General features: G+C 58.1%; 15 protein-coding genes and 1 tRNA gene. 10 read left to right on the forward strand and 6 right to left on the reverse strand.

The features are described 5' to 3' along the window. The first annotated feature begins 612 nt into the window (after positions 1-612). Positions 613-688: transfer RNA gene (locus QP884_RS02345), tRNA-Glu, on the forward strand. Between the two features lie 424 nt (positions 689-1,112). Here QP884_RS02345 and QP884_RS02350 read toward each other — a convergent pair. The 4 genes from QP884_RS02350 to QP884_RS02365 form a co-directional block, all read right to left on the reverse strand. Continuing rightward, on the reverse strand, positions 1,113-3,320 hold the full coding sequence (locus QP884_RS02350) for a YhgE/Pip domain-containing protein (RefSeq protein ID WP_284820507.1): 2,208 nt from the start codon (positions 3,318-3,320) through the stop codon (positions 1,113-1,115). A 3-nt stretch (positions 3,321-3,323) separates the two neighbouring features. After that, the gene (locus QP884_RS02355; protein WP_284820509.1) at positions 3,324-5,975 is read right to left on the reverse strand and encodes a YhgE/Pip domain-containing protein; all 2,652 of its coding nucleotides are present in this window, start codon (positions 5,973-5,975) and stop codon (positions 3,324-3,326) included. A gap of 215 nt (positions 5,976-6,190) precedes the next feature. After that, on the reverse strand, positions 6,191-6,484 hold the full coding sequence (locus tag QP884_RS02360; protein WP_234447205.1) for a hypothetical protein: 294 nt from the start codon (positions 6,482-6,484) through the stop codon (positions 6,191-6,193). 185 nt (positions 6,485-6,669) lie between these two features. Further along, the gene (locus QP884_RS02365) at positions 6,670-7,353 is read right to left on the reverse strand and encodes an IclR family transcriptional regulator (RefSeq protein WP_250409203.1); all 684 of its coding nucleotides are present in this window, start codon (positions 7,351-7,353) and stop codon (positions 6,670-6,672) included. 52 nt (positions 7,354-7,405) lie between these two features. Between QP884_RS02365 and leuC the strand changes: the two genes are divergently transcribed. The 3 genes from leuC to QP884_RS02380 all read left to right on the forward strand — a co-directional run bounded on the left by leuC (position 7,406) and on the right by QP884_RS02380 (position 10,550). Continuing rightward, entirely contained in the window at positions 7,406-8,827 is a 1,422-nt protein-coding gene (leuC, locus tag QP884_RS02370) for a 3-isopropylmalate dehydratase large subunit (protein WP_250409204.1), read from the forward strand. A gap of 21 nt (positions 8,828-8,848) precedes the next feature. Further along, positions 8,849-9,439 carry a 3-isopropylmalate dehydratase small subunit gene (gene leuD / locus QP884_RS02375; protein ID WP_284820511.1) on the forward strand — a complete coding sequence of 197 codons (591 nt, stop codon included), beginning with the start codon at positions 8,849-8,851 and terminating at the stop codon, positions 9,437-9,439. Positions 9,440-9,638: 199 nt separating this feature from the next. Next, positions 9,639-10,550, forward strand: a complete 912-nt coding sequence (locus tag QP884_RS02380; RefSeq protein WP_250409205.1) for a hypothetical protein — start codon at positions 9,639-9,641, stop codon at positions 10,548-10,550. Between the two features lie 105 nt (positions 10,551-10,655). Here the strand turns inward: QP884_RS02380 and QP884_RS02385 are convergent, their stop codons facing one another. Continuing rightward, positions 10,656-11,654: an NUDIX hydrolase gene (locus QP884_RS02385; protein ID WP_284820513.1), complete on the reverse strand. Its 999-nt coding sequence runs from the start codon at positions 11,652-11,654 to the stop codon at positions 10,656-10,658. A gap of 161 nt (positions 11,655-11,815) precedes the next feature. Here QP884_RS02385 and QP884_RS02390 point away from each other — a divergent pair, with 161 nt between their 5' ends. Further along, positions 11,816-12,814 carry an NAD(P)H-dependent glycerol-3-phosphate dehydrogenase gene (locus tag QP884_RS02390; RefSeq protein ID WP_284820515.1) on the forward strand — a complete coding sequence of 333 codons (999 nt, stop codon included), beginning with the start codon at positions 11,816-11,818 and terminating at the stop codon, positions 12,812-12,814. Between the two features lie 22 nt (positions 12,815-12,836). Continuing rightward, positions 12,837-13,898: a D-alanine--D-alanine ligase family protein gene (locus tag QP884_RS02395; protein ID WP_284820516.1), complete on the forward strand. Its 1,062-nt coding sequence runs from the start codon at positions 12,837-12,839 to the stop codon at positions 13,896-13,898. A 13-nt stretch (positions 13,899-13,911) separates the two neighbouring features. Here the strand turns inward: QP884_RS02395 and QP884_RS02400 are convergent, their stop codons facing one another. Beyond that, a complete protein-coding gene (locus QP884_RS02400; protein ID WP_284820517.1) occupies positions 13,912-14,811 on the reverse strand; it encodes a DUF3515 domain-containing protein in 900 nt (299 codons plus the stop codon). On the opposite strand from QP884_RS02400, the gene QP884_RS02405 reads away from it, so the two are divergent. The 4 genes from QP884_RS02405 to QP884_RS02420 are packed head-to-tail and all read left to right on the forward strand — an operon-like array spanning position 14,759 to position 19,926. Beyond that, the gene (locus tag QP884_RS02405) at positions 14,759-15,796 is read left to right on the forward strand and encodes a thiamine-phosphate kinase (RefSeq protein ID WP_284820518.1); all 1,038 of its coding nucleotides are present in this window, start codon (positions 14,759-14,761) and stop codon (positions 15,794-15,796) included. The genes QP884_RS02400 and QP884_RS02405 overlap by 53 nt on opposite strands. A 2-nt stretch (positions 15,797-15,798) precedes the next feature. Continuing rightward, on the forward strand, positions 15,799-16,437 hold the full coding sequence (locus QP884_RS02410; RefSeq protein ID WP_284820519.1) for a uracil-DNA glycosylase: 639 nt from the start codon (positions 15,799-15,801) through the stop codon (positions 16,435-16,437). Between the two features lie 10 nt (positions 16,438-16,447). Continuing rightward, the gene (locus tag QP884_RS02415) at positions 16,448-17,791 is read left to right on the forward strand and encodes a DAK2 domain-containing protein (RefSeq protein ID WP_284820521.1); all 1,344 of its coding nucleotides are present in this window, start codon (positions 16,448-16,450) and stop codon (positions 17,789-17,791) included. Between the two features lie 2 nt (positions 17,792-17,793). Further along, positions 17,794-19,926, forward strand: a complete 2,133-nt coding sequence (locus tag QP884_RS02420; protein ID WP_284820522.1) for an ATP-dependent DNA helicase RecG — start codon at positions 17,794-17,796, stop codon at positions 19,924-19,926. The last annotated feature ends 10 nt before the right edge of the window (positions 19,927-19,936 follow it).

The following is a 19,936-nucleotide window of genomic DNA, read 5'->3' on the forward strand; positions in this document are numbered from 1 at the left end:
CTTGGCGTCGTCATTTCCTGGCGCCATACGGGGTGCGAGTAGGGGGCGGCTACAACTGGTTATAACCTACCCCCAGACCATTGGCCTCGTCCGCGCAGGCAGCTGCCTGGTGCCAATGAGACCAGGGCTAAGACCACCGCGAAGTTGTGCAAAACCCTTCCTGTCCTGCATGCGTAGGCATAGACTGCAAGTACAGCAGAAAACAGACAGAAAGGAGAGCGGGTGACAGAAAGCGAAACGCACCACAGCCAAGGCGCACAGCCCGAAAGCACAGCCAGGTAGTAACGCTATAATCCACAACTTCCTTCCCACCAACGTTTGTACGAAGTATAGGAGCCTGCAGCATATGCACTTCGACGCACAGCGCCATCCCGAGTCCTACTAGCACAGCGTTCTCGGCCACGGACTATCCACAGATTGCTTGCGGAATAACCACTGATTCGATCCGCACCTCGGCCACGAAGAACCTCACTGCAGTACCGGACTCGGGAATTTTTGCGTTTTCCTTCGCCTGCCCTCAAAACCGTCCTTGACCGTGCGATTTGTGCTGAATTAACCCATCGTTTACTCTTAACAAGTCCGCAACGCACAGTGTGCGATTGCTGCGAACGCGCCCCGTTCGTCTAGCGGCCTAGGACGCCGGCCTCTCACGCCGGTAACACGGGTTCAAATCCCGTACGGGGTACCAATAAAAAGCTGCGAGCCACATGGCTCGCAGCTTTTTCTTTGCCTAAGACCTGTGGGGTTTAGCGGCATGTAGGGGAGGCCTCGACGTCCAAGGGCTAACCGTCCTCCCCGGGGACGGTTTGGGAGCCGAGGTAAAGCGGGACGCAGACTCCCGTAGCGGTCTTTTAGTAGGGGGCTCAGGTGGGCCGTAAGTGGTTTCGTGCTCGATAGCCGCGTTCGAGCGAATCTCTTAAGAAGGAGCTAGACCTAGCGATAGGAAGGGTATCCGAGTCCCTTTAGTGGATGCATATGCGGCTTTCTCAGCCGCTTCTAGGTCTTTCGGGCACTAGTGTGGGGCCCGAGGCATGAAAGAAGCCCACCAAGCCGTGAAAAGGGCTTGGTGGGCGGTGTAGGAAGTGCGGAAGGGGAGACGTCGCCAAGCGCGGCTACGCCATGACCTTCGTCTTCTTAATCGCCTTCTTGAGGCGCTTGTGATAGGCATCCATGGCGCGGCGGAGAATGAGGCCGACGATGAGTGCAGGGATGGCAAATAGCAATAGCATGCCCAACTCGCGCCATATATCGCCGTGGTAGATGCCCGCAATGGCGCTGCGGAAAGCATCAATGGCGTACGTCGCTGGCAGCCACGGGCTCACGTTCTGGAACCACTCAGGCAGCAAAGGCAGCGGGTAAGCGCCGCCGGAGCCAGAGACTTGTATCACGAGCAACAACACCGCCAAAGCCTTGCCGGCACTATCGAGCGTGATGACAAGTGAATAGATGATCAACATAAACACCAGCGAGACTATCCATGCAGCAAACATGAGCATGAATGGGTGAGCGGGCTCGATCTGGATGAAGAAGATGAGGCTGAGAACCACCAAGGTGGCCTGCGCGAGGCCGACCAGGCCGAGTGTGGCAAAGCGGCCGAAGAACGCTTGACCACGGGTGAATTCGCTCTCGTCGTACTTTCCGTTCTCGTCCTTGCGCAAGTATTTACGCTCGGCGTTGGTATGCACCAGCACGCATGCCAGAAGGGCGCCTACCCATAGGGACAAGGCGAGGTAGAACGGCGTCATACCCACGCCAAAGGCAGCGACAGGGTAGACCGGCTGGCGGTCTACAGCCACGGGAGCGGCAATGCGGGAGGCGAGCAGTTCTGGATCGTTGCCGACGATATCCGCTAGCTTGTCTAAATCGCCGCCACGGCGCACCTCGTCGATTTTTCGGCCCATGTCAGCAAAACGGCCGCTTTGCTCCCGCAGGGTGCTGGCAAGGCTGGCGGTGGTATCGCGGGCGCGCGCCAGGCTTTGCTGTGGCGACCCCTCCTTCTGGGAGACCGAAGAGCGAATGCCTGCGATGTCCTGCTTGACAGCATCAATATCGTCCGCGACCACCGAGACGCTCTGGTTGAGCTGGTCTAGCTGCGGCTTGAGGTTCTCGTTATAGGAATTGCGTGCCTTTTCAGCAGCCTGCTTGGCATTAGCGATGGCATCCTTGGTGCGCTGGCGGGAGTCTTGGGACGTGCCACGACCTTGCTCAAGGTCATCGGCGGTAGATACCAGCGAATCATGCAGCGCGTTGCTCTGCGCAATGGAGGCATCAATCTGACCCATCATCGCCTTATATCCACCCGCGACTGGAGCTGGTAGAGCTACCTTATCGGCTTGGTCCTTGAGGGAAGCGCGAACTCCCTCAAAGGCCTTTGTCTGCTCGTCTACACGCTCAGCTGCGGTGCGGTAGGTCTGCGCCGTTTGTGCGCTGGTGGTGCTTGCATTATCGAGCAACTCATCAACCTGGGCAGAGAGCGCGTCGTAGCTTTGCGTTGTAGCCGCCAAGGAAGCGTCGAGCGAGCCAGCCGAGTCATTGAGGGTAGAGCGCAGAACGTCGATGGGGTTTTCGCCTTGGTCATTGTCGGTCTCCGTAGCCTGGCGGCCAGCCTCGGCGAGGATATTGTCCGCAGCCTGCGTAAGCGGCAGGGTGGAGTCGACCAGATTGCTTAGTGCACCTACGGTGCCAGCCGCAGCATCGAGGCGAGTGCTGACGTTATTGACGCGGTTGTGCAGGTTATTGAGTGCAGTCTGGGTATCGTCCTCATTAAGGTATTTATCAAAATCCGAGACGACGCCAAGGCCGACATTGGATACCACGCGGGTGAAGGACTCGTTGATTTTCTGGATGACGCCGTCCGCACTCTTTTGCGTGATGATGGTAGACAGCGCATTCTTCTTCTCATTGGTATAGAGGTTGAGCTTGCTTGGCTCGGTTCCTTCTACATAAAACGTGAGCAAATCCGCGCTGAAGTCCTTGGGCAGAACAATGCCGGCATAGTATTCGCCGGACTTTGTTCCTTCAACTGCATCGGCGCTATCAGTAATGACCCAATCGATATCGTCATTGCGGCTGAGCTGCGAGAGCACCTTATCGCCCAAATTAAGCTTCATGGAGGCGAGGTCGCTTTCGTGGCCTTCATCCTCGCTGGCCACAGCGATCTTGAGTTGGTCGGTATTAGCAAAGGGATCCCAGCTGGCCAACACGTTGAAGGAGGTGAAAAGCAACGGGATGATGGCAAGGCCAAAGATGATGACCGCGGTGATTACATTGGTGCGAATGGCGTGGAGGTCATCGCGGAGAATGGTCAGGATGTTTTTCATGACTTACTCGCCTCGCTTTCCGGAGTCATCGCCATCAACGGCGGGCATTTCCTTGGTCTCGCTGGCATTAGAAAATGTGGATTCCTCGTCTAAGTCCTCTAGGAGGTAGCGGTTTGGGTGTTCCTGTCGGTGCTCGAGGTGCTCCTGGATTTCCTCATCACTGAGATCCGCCAGGCGGCTATCGTGCGCGATGCTCTGCTTGATGTACTCAAGGGAGCAGATAACGCCCACCGCAATGAGCGTCACCAGGCAGGCCAGGCCGAAGATGATGGCCTTTTCTTCAGGGTTAATGCGTGAGTAGATGCCCAAAGCGACGACTAACGCTAGGCCTACCGCGACGGTAATCTTCATCAGCTGGGAGTAATTCCTGCGGGCCATGCTCCACTTATCCTCCAAGCTTTGTTGGTACGCCTCGCGGTCATTCAAGGCATAGAGGAGGTCGGTAAAGCGGTACCGGCTGCCGACCAGGTGGACCTGCTCATTGATAACGAGACCGCCCTTATGCAGTTCGTCATTGACCAGCATGTTGACGTTGGACAGGCCGCGGCGCATCACAGTACCGATGAGGTAAGCGATCGCGGCCATGCCGATGAGCGCGGCAAGGTCGCGCGCATAGTGGTTGCCGTAGAAACCACCGACGGTCTCGCGCATGGCATCGATGCCGTAGGTAAAGGGCAGGAATGGATGCACCGCGCGGAAGAAGTCCGGCGTCATCTCAATGGGGTAGAGGCCGGATGCGCCCGGAATCTGGATGAAGGCGAAGACCACCGCGATGCCGCGGCCTACGTGTCCAAACGTAGAAACCAAGCTATAGGTAATGCTCAGGTAGCACAGGCCCACGATGACCGCGGTAGCGACGTAGGCCAATGCATTGGCATGTTCAACACCAATGGCCAGGTTGCCGATGGACACGATGAGTGCCTGGGCAATGGCAAAGAAGGAAAGCAAAAGGAAGCGGGCAAGGTAAGCCTTGGTAATGGTGAGGTCCTTGCGGCCCTGCGGGTCTACCTCAGCACGGAAGATGATGAGCAGCATGAACGCGCCGATCCACAGCGTGAGGTTGATAAAGAGCGAGGACATGCCGGAACCATAGTGCTTTACAGGGAATACGGCGTGGCTTTCCATCTCCGCAGGGGAGGCAAGGAAGGAAGACACCTCATCGGTGTTAAGGCCCTTGACAGACTGCAGGATGGAATTGTTATTGGCAGTATTGCTCAGCGCAATCACGTCGCTGCGGGAGGCGCGAAGCCCCTCCTCAATGCCGTCGAGGTCCACAGAAAAACGCTCAACTACTTGCTGGGCCTGGCTTAGCTGCTCGTCGACGCCCCCCAAGAGCCCATCGGTTTGCCCGACCAGTGCCTGCTGGCTTTCGAGCGAGGCGGAAAGCTTGCCGGTGGTAGCGGTGACGTCGGACAGCGCAGCGTTGAGCTTGGGTAGGCCTTCGGCTACATTATCGCGCAGCGCGTGGGAATCATCGCGCGTTTGGGCAGCCATCTTTTCCAGCATACCCGTGGTCTTATTGAGCGAATCGATGGTGTCGTTCGTATCGCCGTTGAGAGTATCTAAGTCACCGAGAACGGCCTTATTTTGATCATTGCGTTTGCGGAGGTCTCCTACCTGATCCTTAATCTGTTGGGAAACCTGTGGTGGCAGGGCCGGTGAAGACGCAAGCTTTTCAAGCTGATCGATTGCCCGGTCAGCTTCACCGACGATTCCTGACGCGCCCGCAGATGCGGCACCTACGCGATTTAGGGCGCCGCGCAGCTTGCCGGAGACCGAGCCCACGGTGGCATTGGCGGAGGCGGTGCCGTCCGCCATAGCGGTCGTGCCTTTTACGTAGGCAGCGGTGGCATCGTCCGAGAAAGAAGTGACTTCCCGCTGGACCTCTGCAGTAATGGAGTTAAGTTCATCCAGGGCGGTCTGGGCATCGTCGATGGTCTTTTGCACCGTGCCCAAAGACTTGCGGGCTTGCGCGATAGTTGGGCGCGCATCCTCGATGGTGGAATGCACGTCAGCAAGTTGGCTGCGGGAGTTAGCTACCGTATCTGCGGTCTCTGAAAAAGAATCCGCGGTCTTGCTTGCGGTACTGTTAATCTTCTGGCTCAAATCGCCACCGGAGTTCTTTAGCTCCGTAGCCACCGAATCCGCTACCTGCTCATTGAAGGTCGAGCTGATGGTGGTGTCTAGTGTCGAAGCGCCAGTATCAGTAATCTTCGGTGCAATGGCGTTGAGCTTCTCATTGACGTGATATTCCAGCGTGGGCTGAGAATAGGTACCTTTAAAAAGGCTCACGAAATCTGCCGAAAAGTCTTCGGGGACAATCACCGAGGCGAAGACGTCACCCTTCTTAACGGCGTCTTCGGCTTCCTGCCTGTCCATGAACTGCCAGCCCAGCTCGTCATTGTCATGCAGCTTGTCAATCATCTGCCCGCCGACGTCTAAGTGGCCAGTCATTTCCGAGGATGCGCCTTTGTCCTCATTAACTACGGCGACCTTGAGGTGTTCTGTGTTTCCGTATGGGTCCCAGAAACCGGAGATGTTTACCCAGGAATACAGGGCTGGGGTGATCATCAAACCAATGAGGATCACCCAGACCTGCGGGGTCCGCCACAAGCGGACAAAATCTTGAAGAAAAATCTTCCAACTAGTAATCACTCGAAAAATCGTAACACCCAACCGGAAAGAACTAATAGCCTGACTGTCAGTTTTAACAGAAATGAGAGAGCGCGTCCCGTCGAGCTTGCAGATATGTTTCTGGTGTGAATTTCGGGGACGATTTCAGCAGTAGGGTGGGCATAGAAAAAGCCGCCTGGGTCCTCAGTTCAAGGGACCTAGGCGGCAAGCACGTGGGGCTGGGCCCCGATAGGCGCTTAGTGCTCGTCGTAGTGATCGCCGTGGGCGGCGTGGCGGTGGCCGTCGTGCAGGTAGTCCACGTGGTCGCCGTGCGGGATCGCTACGTGGCCGCAGCCTTCACCATGGGTGTGGTCGGCGTGGGCCTCGGCTTCAACGTGCTCGGTGGTTTCGCACTCATCCCAGTGGCCATCATGCTCACGGTGAATGTGGCCCTCGTGGAGGTAGTCGGTGTGGTCGCCGTGTGGGAAGGAAACGTGGCCGCAATCGGCGCCATGGGTGTGGGTGTGGTCTTCGTGGGTGGTGTGGGTCATGATGTTTGATCCTCTCTGGTGGGGGACGTTCCCCGTTGTTTTCAGTGTGTTTTCATTAACACCGTATTTTCATTTCGGTTTCAATAGGTGTGGGTGTGTTTCTCTAATTTTTCCAGTTTGGAAATAAAAAGGGCCCGCCTCCCTGGGGCTAGGTGGAAGCGGGCGTCGTAAAGCTAGGGAGGGCCTTAGAGGCGGTTGCTCAATTCGAGTGCGGCGGAAGTGAGCATGTGGGCGTATTTCTGGGCCGGGGAAGGTTGGAAGCGCTCGGCAGATCCGGAAATCGACAATACTGCGAGGAAGGTGCCGGAACCATCGAAAACCGGCGCGGAGATGGAGGCTAAGCCGGCTTCGCGTTCCTCAATAGACTCGGAGTAACCTTGGTTTCTGGCCGCCTCAATGTCTTCTTGGGTAAACGAGGCATCTTCGATATTGATGTCTACATATGCGGCAATGATGCGCGCGGCAGAGCCGGAGCTAAGCGGTAGCTGGCGCCCGACTGGTACGACGTTGTGGAGGCCGGATTCCGGCTCCCTGGTGGCAATGCAGGTACGGGTATTTCCGGTGACCTCGTAGAGCTGGATGGATTCTCCGGTGTCTTCGCGCAGTTTCTCCATGATTGGCCCGGCTGCCTCGAGGAGATGATCGCGGTTGCCGGGGAGGGCAGGGCCGGCCTTCCACTTTCCATCGGGGGTGCGAACGAGGATGCGGTGTGCCTCGAGTGCGGTGGCCAATCGATGTGCCGTCGCCCGAGGCAGCCCCGTGGTTTCGCATAATTCATTGAGGGTGGAGGGGTGGTTGGCGGCAGCCATCATGATGGCCATTGCTCGATCCAACACTTTAATTCCGGAAACTTCGCTATACTCTCCCATACAATGAAATCTACGTCCCAAATTATGAGATTTCAAGTGTGGAGAGATGTTTATGAACCAGAAGCTGACATTGGCAGAAAAAGTCTGGCGCGATCACGTCGTCCAACACGGCGATGCTGGGGCGCCAGACCTTATCTTTATTGACTTTCAGCTACTACATGAAGTTACCAGCCCGCAGGCCTTTGATGGCTTGCGGCTGGCCGGCCGCAAGCTTCGTCACCCTGAACTGCACCTGGCCACTGAGGACCATAACGTACCCACGCAAGGCATCAAGTCCGGAAACCTCTTGGAAATCAAGGATGAGGTTTCTCGCACCCAGGTATCGACCCTGCGGAAAAACTGCGAAGAATTTGGTGTGCGCTTGCACTCCATGGGAGATGCGCAGCAAGGCATTGTCCATACAGTTGGCCCACAATTGGGAATCACGCAGCCAGGTATGACCATTGTCTGCGGCGATTCGCATACCTCCACCCACGGTGCCTTTGGTTCAATCGCAATGGGCATTGGTACCTCTGAGGTAGAACACGTCATGGCCACGCAGACGCTCTCCTTGAAGCCTTTTAAAACGATGGCGATTGAGGTTACAGGCGAACTGCAAGAAGGTGTGTCTGCCAAAGACCTCATCTTGGCTGTTATCGCCAAAATTGGTACCGGCGGCGGGCAAGGCCACATCATTGAGTACCGTGGTGAAGCAATCCGCAAGATGTCCATGGAAGCGCGCATGACCATCTGCAATATGTCTATTGAGGCGGGAGCCCGCGCCGGCATGGTCGCTCCAGATGAGACCACTTTTGAATATGTGAAGGGTCGTGAGTTCGCTCCTACGGGGGCAGACTGGGATGCTGCGGTTGACTATTGGAAGACGCTTCCCACTGATGAGGGGGCGGAATTCGATACCGTCGTCGAAATTGATGGTTCTGCTTTGACCCCATTCGTTACCTGGGGAACCAATCCTGGGCAGGGCCTCCCGCTAGGGGAGAAGGTCCCAGATCCGGAAGATTGTGGTGACGATAATGAAAAGGCCACTGTGGAAAAGGCCTTGCAGTATATGGACCTGCAGCCAGGTACTCCACTGCGCGATATCAAGATCGATACCGTCTTCGTCGGTTCCTGTACCAATGCCCGCATTGAAGACCTGCGCGCTGCGGCCGACGTGGTCAAGGGGCGCACCATCGCTGCCAATACGCGGATGATGGTCGTGCCGTCCTCTGCCGTGGTCAAGGCCCAAGCGGAGGAGGAGGGCCTCGACGAAGTCTTCCGACAGTTCGGCGCGGAGTGGCGTACTGCCGGTTGCTCGATGTGCTTGGGAATGAACCCAGACCAATTGGCTCCGGGCGAGCGATCCGCCTCCACCTCCAACCGCAACTTTGAGGGGCGACAAGGCCCTGGTGGGCGCACGCACCTTGTCTCCCCGCAGGTGGCTGCCGCGACTGCCGTGACCGGTTACCTGTCTAGTCCGGCAGATCTGGATTAAGCGCTTAGAAAGGCATTGACAATGGAGAAAATTATTACGCATACGGGAACGGGCGTGCCCCTGCGCGCTTCCAACGTGGATACTGACCAGATCATCCCCGCGCGCTACTTGAAGTCGGTCAAGCGTACCGGCTTTTCAGATGGCCTATTTTCAAATTGGCGCTCCGAGGACAACTTTGTGCTCAATCAGGCGCAATTCAAGGACGGCTCGGTGCTTTTCGCGGGCAGTGATTTTGGCACCGGTTCCTCCCGTGAGCACGCCGTGTGGGCGTTGAGTGAATACGGTTTCCGCGCGGTATTTTCTTCCCGCTTTGCTGATATTTTCCGCGGCAACGCTGGAAAGTCCGGACTGCTTACTGGATTGATGGAGCAAGAAGATATTGAGCTCATCTGGAAACAGCTGGAAGCAGGAGAAACCCAGGTCACCGTGGACCTGGAGGCCCGAACGGTCACGGTGGGTGAAAATACCTACCGCTTCGATATTGATGACTACACCCGTTGGAGGTTGATGGAAGGGCTGGATGACATCGGCATTACGCTCCGCAACGAGGATGCTATCGCCGCGTACGAATCGCGTCGCCCCAGCTTCAAGCCCGCTGTTCACGCCCAATAGCAGAAGAATCGATGGCGATCGACGGGCCAGCAGTGCCCCTACAGTTTTGCTACGCGAAGAAGCCGTAGGGGCGCCGTGCGCTCACACGTGAACTTTAAACTTCTGCCTTGGGGTAAATGGGGGTACAACTCGGTAACGTATAGGTAACAATTGTTTGCTCCAGTTTCCCGCAACAAAGTATCACCCTAGCTTTAGACTTATGAGCAATCCCTATTCGAATAATGATTCCTTCAATTCAGGAAACAACGGGGCAGAGTATCCCGGAGCCGGCAATGAGTCTGCTTCTCATGGGCACGATGCGAATGGCCAGCCTGGCTACGGCCAACAGCACTTTGGTCAACAGCAGTTTGGCCAGCAACAGTATGGACAGCAGCAATACGGCCAACCCGGATACGCCGGAAGCCCGTATCCGGGAGACGATTCCCTGTTTGGCCAAGATGTAGATGCTATTCAGGTCATCGGCGATAGCTTCCGGTATTTTGGTCGCAATTGGGCACAATGGATTTTTGGCCCACTGATCCAGGGCGTAGTGATGTTTATCCTCTACTTGCTATTGATTGCGGTCCTAGCAGGCAGCGGATCATCCATTGATGCCCTAGCCAACAGCAGTGCGGGGTCCGATGCTGCTCTTACTGGCGGGCTGGTTGCAGTGATGGTTCTTGTCTTTATTGCGATGTTCCTCGTGATGATTTGGGCCTATAGCACCTGGTACCAGGCCGCCAATAAGCAGGTGGATACCGGCACGCTGCAGATAACGGACTTCCTTAGCCTTAAGAATATCGCCGGACTCATGGCGGTCTATTTTCTGTCGATCGTGGTTGTCATTCTGGGCTTTTTCCTCCTGATTATCCCGGGCCTCTTTGCTGCCTTCTTCTTCACGTGGATGCCAGCCGTCAAGGCTGCACGCCCTGAGCTATCCGTGGGCGAAACCTTTGGTGCATCCATCGAGGTGGCAAAGAAGAATGTTGGAGTGACCATCTTGGTGCTCGTGCTCATTGGTGTGCTGTACGCCGTGCTGAGCTTTACTATCGTCGGCATCATTTTGTTCCCGGCGCTGAATACACTCATTACGGTCCTCTTTGTCCGCCGCACCCTTGGACTGCGCGGCTAGAAAGCTGCGTAGTCGCACAATAGGAGTGCACAGAAGGCCCTGCCGGTCCACCGAGTACGGTGGGCGGACAGGGCCTTAATTGTTGATCGGTGAGATACCAGGAAACTAGCGCACCGGCAGCGGGCTGGCAAGGTAATCGGCACCGGTGAGCTCGCCGTTGTTAAAGGACAAGACCCATACAGAAGCCTTCTTAAACTTCAGCTTGTCCACGGGCTTTTTGAGGAACTTCGGGGCAAGGTCCTCAATGATGCCAGGAATGGTGGCGCCCTGGCTTATGACGACGGGAACGCCGCCTTCGTTGACCACGCGGCGGAAAGCTTTCTTGGCTGCTTCTGGGTCGTTCTCCCAGGCCTCGTCACCAAAGTTTTTGTTGATGGAAATGTCCTTGCCTAGTTCGTCGGCGAGCGGGGCAGCCGTCTGCTGGCAGCGCTGGGGCAAGGCTGAGTAAATCGCGGTGGGCTGGAAGGCACTGAGCATCGGCACCAGCATCTCTGCTTGGCGGCGGCCCTTTTTATCCAGTGGCCGCAGGTTGTCATCGCCTTGCCAGCTACCGCTTTCATGCGCGCGTGCGTGGCGCACATAAAGCACGCGGGTAGCGGGCGCGATGCGTAGGCGCTTAGCCGCCTTGGCTACTACCGCGGTATCAACGTCGTAGGACAGGAGGTCTTGCGCCTCGTCGATGGGCAGCCACCGTAGCTCATCGGTTTCACTATTGGCGGAATAGGTTCCGCCCAGGTACTTGGCCACCCAGTAGTAGACCACCTTAGTGCGGCCCTGGACTGGGTACGTTACCTTGCCAATGAGCTTGCCCAGACGCACGCTAAAGCCGGTTTCCTCCAGGATTTCGCGGGAAGCAGTGGTAGGCAGGGACTCGCCGGGATCGACCTTGCCCTTGGGCAGGGACCAGTCATCGTAATGGGGGCGGTGGATGAGCGCGATTTCTGGGTCCTGCGGGGAGCCGCGCCAGATTACGGCGCCGGCGGCAAGGGTAGTGCGGTGGAATTCCTTGGCGGGGTCCACCGGGATTTCCTGATGGCGGCCGGAAATAAACTCCTCGTGCTGCTGATCCTTGTCGGTTTCGTGCATCTTTTTAATATTGGGCATCGTCTGCCTCCACGGGGCCTTTCCACACAAATTGGGTGTTTGAAAACAACGTCTAAGCGCCCATTGTCCCACGGGTAAGGCGCGTTGTGCATCCTCGCCCCACGGGGGACGGGCATGCTTTAAGGTTGGGGTTATAGATTTGCACGTTTGGAGGAGACACCATGGTTAATGTTGCCGTGATGGGTGCTGGTTCTTGGGGCACTACCTTGTCCAAGGTCTTTGCGGACGCCGGAAATGACGTTCGCCTGTGGGCGCGCCGCGCGGAATTGGCGCAGGCTATCAACGAGACCCACATCAATCCGGACTATTTGCCGGATACCCGGCTGCCGGCCGCAGTGAGGGCCACCCACAATGATGCGGAAGCGCTGGCGCTTGCCGACGTCGTCGTGTTCGGCGTTCCCTCCCAAACCTTGCGCGCCAACGTGGAAAAGTGGGCGCCGCACTTGCCGGAAGACGCCACCTTGGTCTCCATTTCTAAGGGTGTAGAGACCGCCACGCTCAAGCGCATGAGCGAGGTCATTATGGATGCAGCCGGCGTGCCAGCAGACCGCGTGGCGGTACTGTCTGGGCCGAACTTGGCCAAGGAGATTGCTGCCGGCCAAGTGGCCGCCACGGTGATTGCCTGCTCCGATGAAGACCGCGCTCAGCGCGTGCAAGCAGCGGTCGCCGCGCCGTACCTGCGGCCCTATACCAATACCGATGTTATAGGCGCGGAAATCGGCGGCGCCTGCAAAAACGTCATCGCCTTGGCCTGTGGTATCGCCTCTGGCAAGGGGCTGGGCAATAACACCATGGCCACCATCATCACCCGCGGTCTGGCGGAAATTACTCGCCTGGGAGTAGAGCTCGGCGCGGATCCATTTACTTTCTCCGGCCTCGCAGGCATGGGCGACTTGGTGGCAACGTGCACCTCGACATTGTCGCGCAACCGCACCTTTGGCTACCGCCTGGGCCAAGGCGGCACGATTGAAGAGGCCAAGGCCGCGACCAATGGCCAGGTCGCAGAGGGCGTCTACTCCTGTGACTCCATCTATCGCCTCGCCCAGCAGGCCGGGGTAGAGATGCCTATCACGCACGCGGTTTATGGCGTGTGCTACGAGGGCATGGCGGTGGAAGACATGATCATCTCTTTGATGGGTCGGTCCAAGAAGTCGGAGTAGGTCGAGGGTAAAATCTGCGGGCATGACTGAAAAGACCCGCGTGGCCGTTATCTACGGCGGCCGTAGCACCGAGCACTCCGTATCTTGCGTATCCGCAGGCGCGATCATGAACCACCTCGACCCAGAGAAATTCGAGGTGGTGCCCATCGGCATTACCCGTGAGGGCACGTGGACGCCCGGCACCACGGAGGGCTTAGAAATTGTCGATGGTGTTATGCCGGAGGTCAGCCCAGGTGCGGAGCTGACCCTTTCTCTTGATCCCAATGCCAGGGGACAGTTCCACAACGTCACCGACGGCACGCTCTTTGCAGAGGTCGACGTGGTATTTCCCATTCTGCACGGACCCTTTGGTGAGGACGGTACAGTTCAAGGACTCTTTGAGCTTTCCGGCCTGCCCTATGTAGGCCCAGGGGTCTTGGCGTCCTCGGTGGGCATGGATAAGGAATTTACCAAGAAGGTGCTGGCGGCGGCAGACCTGCCAGTAGCGCCCGAGGTCATCCTCAAAGGCCGCACCGAGCTAAGCGAAGACGAAAAGCAGCGACTAGGCCTGCCCGTCTTTGTTAAACCCGCACGCGGTGGATCCTCCATTGGCGTATCCAAGGTCTCTACCTGGGAGGAATTCCCCGCAGCCGTCGCCCTGGCGCTAGAGGATGACGAGAAAATCCTGGTGGAGCCGGAAATCGTTGGCCAAGAGGTAGAAATCGGCGTACTTCACTATGCCGATGGCACCTTGCTGGCCTCCGTCCCGGCGCTGCTCGCCGGTATCGATGATTCCGACGAGGGCTTTTATGGCTTCGACACCAAGTACCTCGACAATGTGGTCACCGCCGAAATCCCCGCACCTTTCGCGCCCGAGTTGACCGAGAAGCTACGCGACATGGCAATCCGCGCCTTCGAGGCCCTCAATTGCGAGGGTCTGTCCCGAGTCGACTTCTTCGTCACCGAGGACTCCGTGTACATCAACGAGATCAATACCCTGCCGGGCTTTACCCCGATCTCCATGTACCCGCAGGTGCTCGCGGCCTCGGGCGTCGAGTACCCGGCGCTGCTCGAGGCGCTTATCGAGCAGGCCCTAGCCAAGTAGGCCTAAGCGCTGCCTACTTTTCGGCCGTGTGCTCTGCGAGAACGTCGCCGATTTCCACCAGTGCCGCCTGCGCGGCATCTTGTGGGGCGTGTAGCGCAAGGTAGTCCTCGCGGCCGAGGGCAAACCACGTGCCTGCGGTCGTGCCGTGAGCCAAGGTGGTGTCCTCGAACCACGGAATATCGTTAACCTGCTGGAGCTTGACTCCGGCGCGATAGTTCTCCGGCTTGGCTACGCCGCATCGCGCGACGATGTCTTCGCGGCCTTCGGCGCTCCAGACATAGGTATTCTTTTCCTCTACCTTGCGGCGGCTGTATCCCTCAGCCACCGAATCGGGCAGGGCCTTGTCTACTTCTGCGCACATCTGGTCATCACCCGCCTTGAGAGCCTTGAGTGGCGCCTCGTGGGCAGTGGCAGGCTTTTCTTCGAGGGAAGAGAGGGCGTCGTTCAGCTCGCCTGGCTCTGCGTCAGTGGAGGCAGTGACCGCGACAATGGGGAAGCGCTGCGGCGCATACCAAGTGGTGAGGTTGGAGCCAGGGGTGGCATCACGCACCTGGAACCACTGTTCGCCCTCTACGTCCTGGGTCTGGGAGTACTCGGTGTACTGGAAAGGCATATCCACGCCACAGCGCACGGTGACCTTATCGTCTGAGGTAGCGGCCCAAGCCGCGACACCGGAAGGTACGGGCTCGGCAATATCGGCACGTGGCCTATCCATGACCTGATCCGGAAGGGCGTCGATAAAGCTGCGGCAGGCTTGCGAGTCTGCCTCCTTAGACTCCACGGGGGAGACCGCCACGGGGGCTTTGGCGACGTTATTGAATACGTATTTTGCGCCGAAAAGGACCGCCAGAACCATCACTATGGACAACCCAAGTGAAATGAAGATCGCGGTGCGGTTAAATTGGGATGTCATAAGGGCTCATAGTATCGAAAGGAAGCTGGTGAACTTAACTCAGACTCTCGCAGATGTGGGAGAACGCGCCGCCATCCGGGAAATTACCTCCGTGGCCTCCAGTGGGCTCAATGGAGACGATGCCGCGGTTCTGCCCAGTGCGCCGCCAAATTCACGCACCGTGGCGGCCACCGATTTGATGGTGGAGGGGCGCCATTTCCTGCGCGAGTGGTCTACTCCGCGCGAGATTGGCAAGAAGGCCATCTTGCGCAATTTTGCCGATGTGGAAGCTATGGGTGCCCGACCGGTTGCCGCCCTCCTTGCAATCGCCGCGCCAGGTGATACCCCAGTGCCCTTCGTGCGCGGCATCGCCGAGGGAATCGCGGAGCATAGCTCTTTCTATAACGCCGAGTTGGTAGGCGGCGACCTTACGAAGTCCGATCTCTTGGTCATTAATATCACGGCCGTAGGATTCTTAGGCGGCAGCCTTCCCGCCTTGACCTTGGACGGAGCGCGAGCAGGTCAGCAGGTGGTAGCGCATGGCAAGATCGGCCACTCGGCCGCCGGCTTAGCCTTGTTGGAGCGCTTTGGCCGGAACCTTCCTGCAGGGTATGAGCACCTGCAGCCGCTTATCGACGCCCACTGTGCCCCCTGGCTCAACCCCGGCCGCGGCGTCATTGCCCGTGCCGCGGGGGTGACCGCAATGACCGATAACTCAGACGGTCTGATTCAAGACTGCACGACGATGGCCGAGCACTCCTGCGTGCACATGGACTTGGATCCGCAGGCCTTGCAACCGGAAGAATTGCTGTGCCAGGCCGCGGATCTACTCGGCTGCGATCCCTGGGAATGGGTACTCAGCGGCGGGGAAGACCACACCCTCATCGGCACGACCGCAAAGAACGCGCCCTCGGGATTCCGAAAGATTGGCACCGTAACCCGCGGCTGCGGGGTTACGCTGGGAGGCACGACACCGAGCTATCAGAAAGGCTGGCTGAGCTTTTAACCATGCATCCCACTTACCACCCTTCCTGGGAACCGGTGCTGGCGCCGGTAGTAGAAAGCCAATGGCCACAGATCTCCCATGCTCTTGAGGGGCAGGACTACTTGCCCCCGGCCGAGGACGTCTGCCGCGCGTTGCAGATGCCGCTGGACGATGTCCGCGTGCTCATCGTCGGCCAAGACCCTTATCCCACCCCAGGACACGCCATGGGCATGGCCTTCTCCACTCGCCCAGGTGTGAAACCGCCGCGTTCCTTGGTCAATATTTACCGCGAGCTGCACGATGATCTGGGTATCGACGGCCGGGCAGACGGTGACCTGAGCGCCTGGGCGGACCAGGGAGTGCTGCTGCTTAACAGAGTGCTTACCGTAGCCCCAGGCCAAGCCGGTTCGCACCGCCGCATCGGTTGGGAAGAGATCACAGAGGCTGCCATTCGCGCGCTCAACCGCAGCCCCATGGTAGCGATTCTCTGGGGCCGGGATGCGCAAGCGTGTGAGCGCTTTCTTCCCGACGCCCCCTGTATCAAGTCCCCACACCCCTCACCGCTTTCTGCCACCCGCGGCTTCTTTGGTTCTCAGCCCTTTTCCCGGGCAAACGCCCTTTTGCGAGACCAAGGCGCACAGGAAATAGACTGGCGCTTGTAAACTATTGCGCATGTCCTACCCCAGCACGCTGGATTCCCACGGAATGCGCAATTGGGCCACCCGCGCCGTGGGGGAATTAGCCCATCGCCGCGATGAGATCAACGCGCTCAATGTCTTTCCCGTACCGGATTCCGATACGGGCTCAAATATGGCGCATACGATGGAGGCAGCGGTAGCGGAGCTGGACAATGGCGGCGATGTCGCTGACTCCCTTGCGATCGGGGCGGTGCGTGGTGCCCGCGGGAACTCGGGAATGGTGCTGTCTCAGGTTTTGCGCGGCATTGCCGAGTCAACTGTGGACTCAGTTATCGACGGTGCTGTCTTTGCCCGCTCCCTGCAGCAGGCCGTGGAGCTGGTGGACCGAGCCATTGTCGAACCGGTGGAAGGCACAGTTGTCACGGTCTTGAAGGCAGCAGCTGAGGCCGCCGATGACGCTGAAGCGCACCCAGGCGCAACCTTGCACAGTATTGTGAGCGCCGCAATCGTTGCCGCGGAAGCGGCCCTCGAGCGCACTCCTTCGCAATTGCCAGCCCTGCGCGAGGCAGGAGTAGTGGATGCCGGCGGCGCTGGCCTCGTTATCCTCTTAGAGTCTCTCCTTGCTGAGATCGAAGGCTCGACCGGGCACACAGGCCTGCCCGAACCGGAGCCGGAAACTGAACTGGAAGTGGTCTTTTTCTTCGAGGGAGATATAAACACGCTGCAGAAAGCAATTGAACCGTTGGGAGATAGTCTCGTTATCGCTCGGGCCACCGAGGACAGCGCTAATGTACATATCCACTCCCGCCAGGCAGGCAAGGTCATCGAAACCGCCTTTGGTACAGGAGAGGTAACCAACCTCCACCTTGAGGTCCTGCCTCCTCACACCGAACCTGCCTCCGAAACGCCGATCTCTCGTAGAGTGTTTGCCGCCGCACCAGCCGGGCCCATCACTGATCTTCTGGCATCTGCGGGGGTGAGCGTTGTGCCACCGGATGATCCCATTGCGGCGGAACACGAGGACATCGTTCTTGCTACCGGCGTGAGTTCGCAGACCGCTGCTGGGCGAGTAGTGCCCGCGGAATCCCTGGCTGCAGCCTTAGCCGCGATCTCCGTCTATGAACCGGATAACCCAGATACTGGTGCCGTCGTCGCCGCCATGCGTGATGCTGCCAAGTCCATGCGAGTGGCTTACCCGAGCCAGGAAACCCCGCAATCAATCATTGCCACTTGCCGCGATCTCTTAGCAGAAGGCGGTGAGCAGGTCACAGTCTTAAGCGCCCTTGACCTAGACCAGGAGGACCTAGCTCAACAGCTTCGCGTGGACGTTATGGCACTGAAAGTACCGGATATCGCAACCGAAATCGGAGTGGAATAGCAATGCTCGGCTGGCAGGACAACCGCCCTTTGACGGAGGTGCTTGCGGCGAAGGACGCCGCGAAGATTACCAAAGCGCTGGGGTATGAGACCTGCGGTGAGCTCTTAGCTCACTATCCGCGAGACTATATCCGCCACAACAAAGACGTCGGCCTAGGAGACGCTGCTGAGGGCGATATCGTCACGGTTACCGGAACCATTACCGGATTCACCCGCCATGACTCGGGCAAGACCACCATCATCAATGTGCAGCTCGATGGCAGCATCGTTGCGACTTTTTTCAATGCCAATTACGTGATGCGAATGTTGCACCGCGGACAGCGCGTCATGATGAGCGGCAAGCTTAAGTTCTTTCGCAACCAGCCGCAGTTGCAGCAGCCGGACTTTGTAGAGATTGATGCTTTCGGCCGCCCCGATGGCGAACTGGATGATTACCGCCAGCCAGCGGCCGAATCAGGCAAGAAGCACCGCCCAAAAGCCACCGGCTCGTTGCGGAGCCTGTCGCAGTTTGGCAGGCTCGACCAGCTCCTCTTGGAACGCGAATGGATACCGGTGTACCCGGCTACGTCCAAGGTGACCTCGTGGTACATCATGGGCGCTATCCACTTCGTCTTATCTAAGACCCCGCCGATTGAGGAACCGCTGGACTATCAGATGATCATCAGCCTCGATAAGGCAGTGCGGGAAATCCATGAGCCGGGCGAAGCAGGCCCGTACCGTGCGATTCAGCGGCTGAAGTACAACGAGGCTCTGTCTATTGGTTTGGTGATGGCATTGCGCCAGCGCGATGCCGAAGCCCGCACCGCTTCTACCATGCCGGCTACCTTAGGCGGCTATCGCGAGGAATTGCTGAGTCATCTGCCCTTTGATCTGACTGAAGGGCAGCGTCGCGTCATTAGCGAGATCGAAGACGATCTTGCTCGCCCGCTGCCCATGATGAGATTGCTGCAAGGTGAGGTCGGCTCTGGCAAAACCATGGTGGCCACCTGCGCTATGCTGCAGGCTGTTGACGCAGGAACGCAGGCCGCACTGTTGGCGCCTACGGAAGTGCTCGCCTCCCAACACGCTGCCTCCATCGGGACCGCGGTTCCCGAAGGGGTAAAGGTGGTACTCCTGACCGGCTCCATGCGTACGGCGGACAAGCGGCAGGCTTTATTGGATATTGTCTCCGGTGACGCGGACATCATCATTGGAACCCATGCGATTATCCAAGACACCGTGGAGTTTTTTAACCTTGGATTGGTCGTCGTAGATGAGCAACACCGGTTTGGTGTAGAGCAGCGCGATAGCCTGCGGTTAAAGGCACGTGAAGCCCTTAGCCCCCACGTGCTGGTGATGACAGCAACACCGATTCCGCGCACCATTGCGATGACCGTCTTTGGCGACCTCGCCGTATCAACGCTGACCGAGCTGCCCGGTGGTCGCAAACCTATTCAGTCAGCAGTGGTGGCCGAGTGGCGGCCGACCTGGGTGCTACGCGCACTCGAGCGCATACGCGAGGAGGTTGCCCACGGACATCAGGCCTATATCGTCTGCCCGCGCATTGAAGGCAAAGGCGGAGTGCTAGAGCTTGCACAGCAGCTAGAAAACGGTCCTTTCAAGGGACTGCGGGTAGCCATCTTGCATGGAAAGATGCCCAATAAAGACGAGGTAATGACGTCATTTGCTAGGGGAGAGATCGATATCTTGGTCTCTACCACGGTCATTGAGGTGGGCGTGGATGTTCCCAATGCCACGGTGATGCTCATTCGCGAGTCCGAGCATTTCGGCGTTTCCCAGTTGCACCAGTTGCGAGGGCGTGTGGGACGAGGTGGCAATGCCTCCGTCTGCCTTTTGCACACGACGGCAGCCGATAACACTCCGTCCTTCCGTCGTATCACTCAGATCGCCCAAACGTCCTCGGGTTTTGAACTGGCCGAGCTTGATTTGCGCCAGCGCCAAGAGGGCGACATCTTGGGCACCATGCAGTCCGGAACGCACCGCACACTGCGGCTACTGAACTTGGCGGATGACCAAGACATTGTGGAGCGCACCCACACGGATGCGCGCGCCATGGTGTTGCGCAATCCCGAGTTGGCTGAGGAACTCACGCGTAATTTGAGCGAAAGCGAACAGGAATACTTGGAGAAGAACTAAGACGGGTTAA

It is taken from the genome of Corynebacterium tuberculostearicum (assembly GCF_030229345.1).
GTDB lineage: Bacteria > Actinomycetota > Actinomycetes > Mycobacteriales > Mycobacteriaceae > Corynebacterium > Corynebacterium tuberculostearicum_G.

What these genes read in the sequence shown, in the direction of transcription:
- QP884_RS02410 (WP_284820519.1), top strand. Translation starts at nt 15,799, where the DNA reads ATGCATCCCACTTACCACCCTTCCTGGGAACCGGTGCTGGCGCCGGTA.
- QP884_RS02350 (WP_284820507.1), bottom strand. Translation starts at nt 3,320, where the DNA reads ATGAAAAACATCCTGACCATTCTCCGCGATGACCTCCACGCCATTCGC.
- QP884_RS02390 (WP_284820515.1), top strand. Translation starts at nt 11,816, where the DNA reads ATGGTTAATGTTGCCGTGATGGGTGCTGGTTCTTGGGGCACTACCTTG.
- QP884_RS02395 (WP_284820516.1), top strand. Translation starts at nt 12,837, where the DNA reads ATGACTGAAAAGACCCGCGTGGCCGTTATCTACGGCGGCCGTAGCACC.
- QP884_RS02400 (WP_284820517.1), bottom strand. Translation starts at nt 14,811, where the DNA reads ATGACATCCCAATTTAACCGCACCGCGATCTTCATTTCACTTGGGTTG.
- QP884_RS02385 (WP_284820513.1), bottom strand. Translation starts at nt 11,654, where the DNA reads ATGCCCAATATTAAAAAGATGCACGAAACCGACAAGGATCAGCAGCAC.
- QP884_RS02405 (WP_284820518.1), top strand. Translation starts at nt 14,759, where the DNA reads ATGGACAACCCAAGTGAAATGAAGATCGCGGTGCGGTTAAATTGGGAT.
- QP884_RS02415 (WP_284820521.1), top strand. Translation starts at nt 16,448, where the DNA reads ATGTCCTACCCCAGCACGCTGGATTCCCACGGAATGCGCAATTGGGCC.
- QP884_RS02360 (WP_234447205.1), bottom strand. Translation starts at nt 6,484, where the DNA reads ATGACCCACACCACCCACGAAGACCACACCCACACCCATGGCGCCGAT.
- leuC (WP_250409204.1), top strand. Translation starts at nt 7,406, where the DNA reads ATGAACCAGAAGCTGACATTGGCAGAAAAAGTCTGGCGCGATCACGTC.
- leuD (WP_284820511.1), top strand. Translation starts at nt 8,849, where the DNA reads ATGGAGAAAATTATTACGCATACGGGAACGGGCGTGCCCCTGCGCGCT.
- QP884_RS02365 (WP_250409203.1), bottom strand. Translation starts at nt 7,353, where the DNA reads ATGGGAGAGTATAGCGAAGTTTCCGGAATTAAAGTGTTGGATCGAGCA.
- QP884_RS02420 (WP_284820522.1), top strand. Translation starts at nt 17,794, where the DNA reads ATGCTCGGCTGGCAGGACAACCGCCCTTTGACGGAGGTGCTTGCGGCG.
- QP884_RS02380 (WP_250409205.1), top strand. Translation starts at nt 9,639, where the DNA reads ATGAGCAATCCCTATTCGAATAATGATTCCTTCAATTCAGGAAACAAC.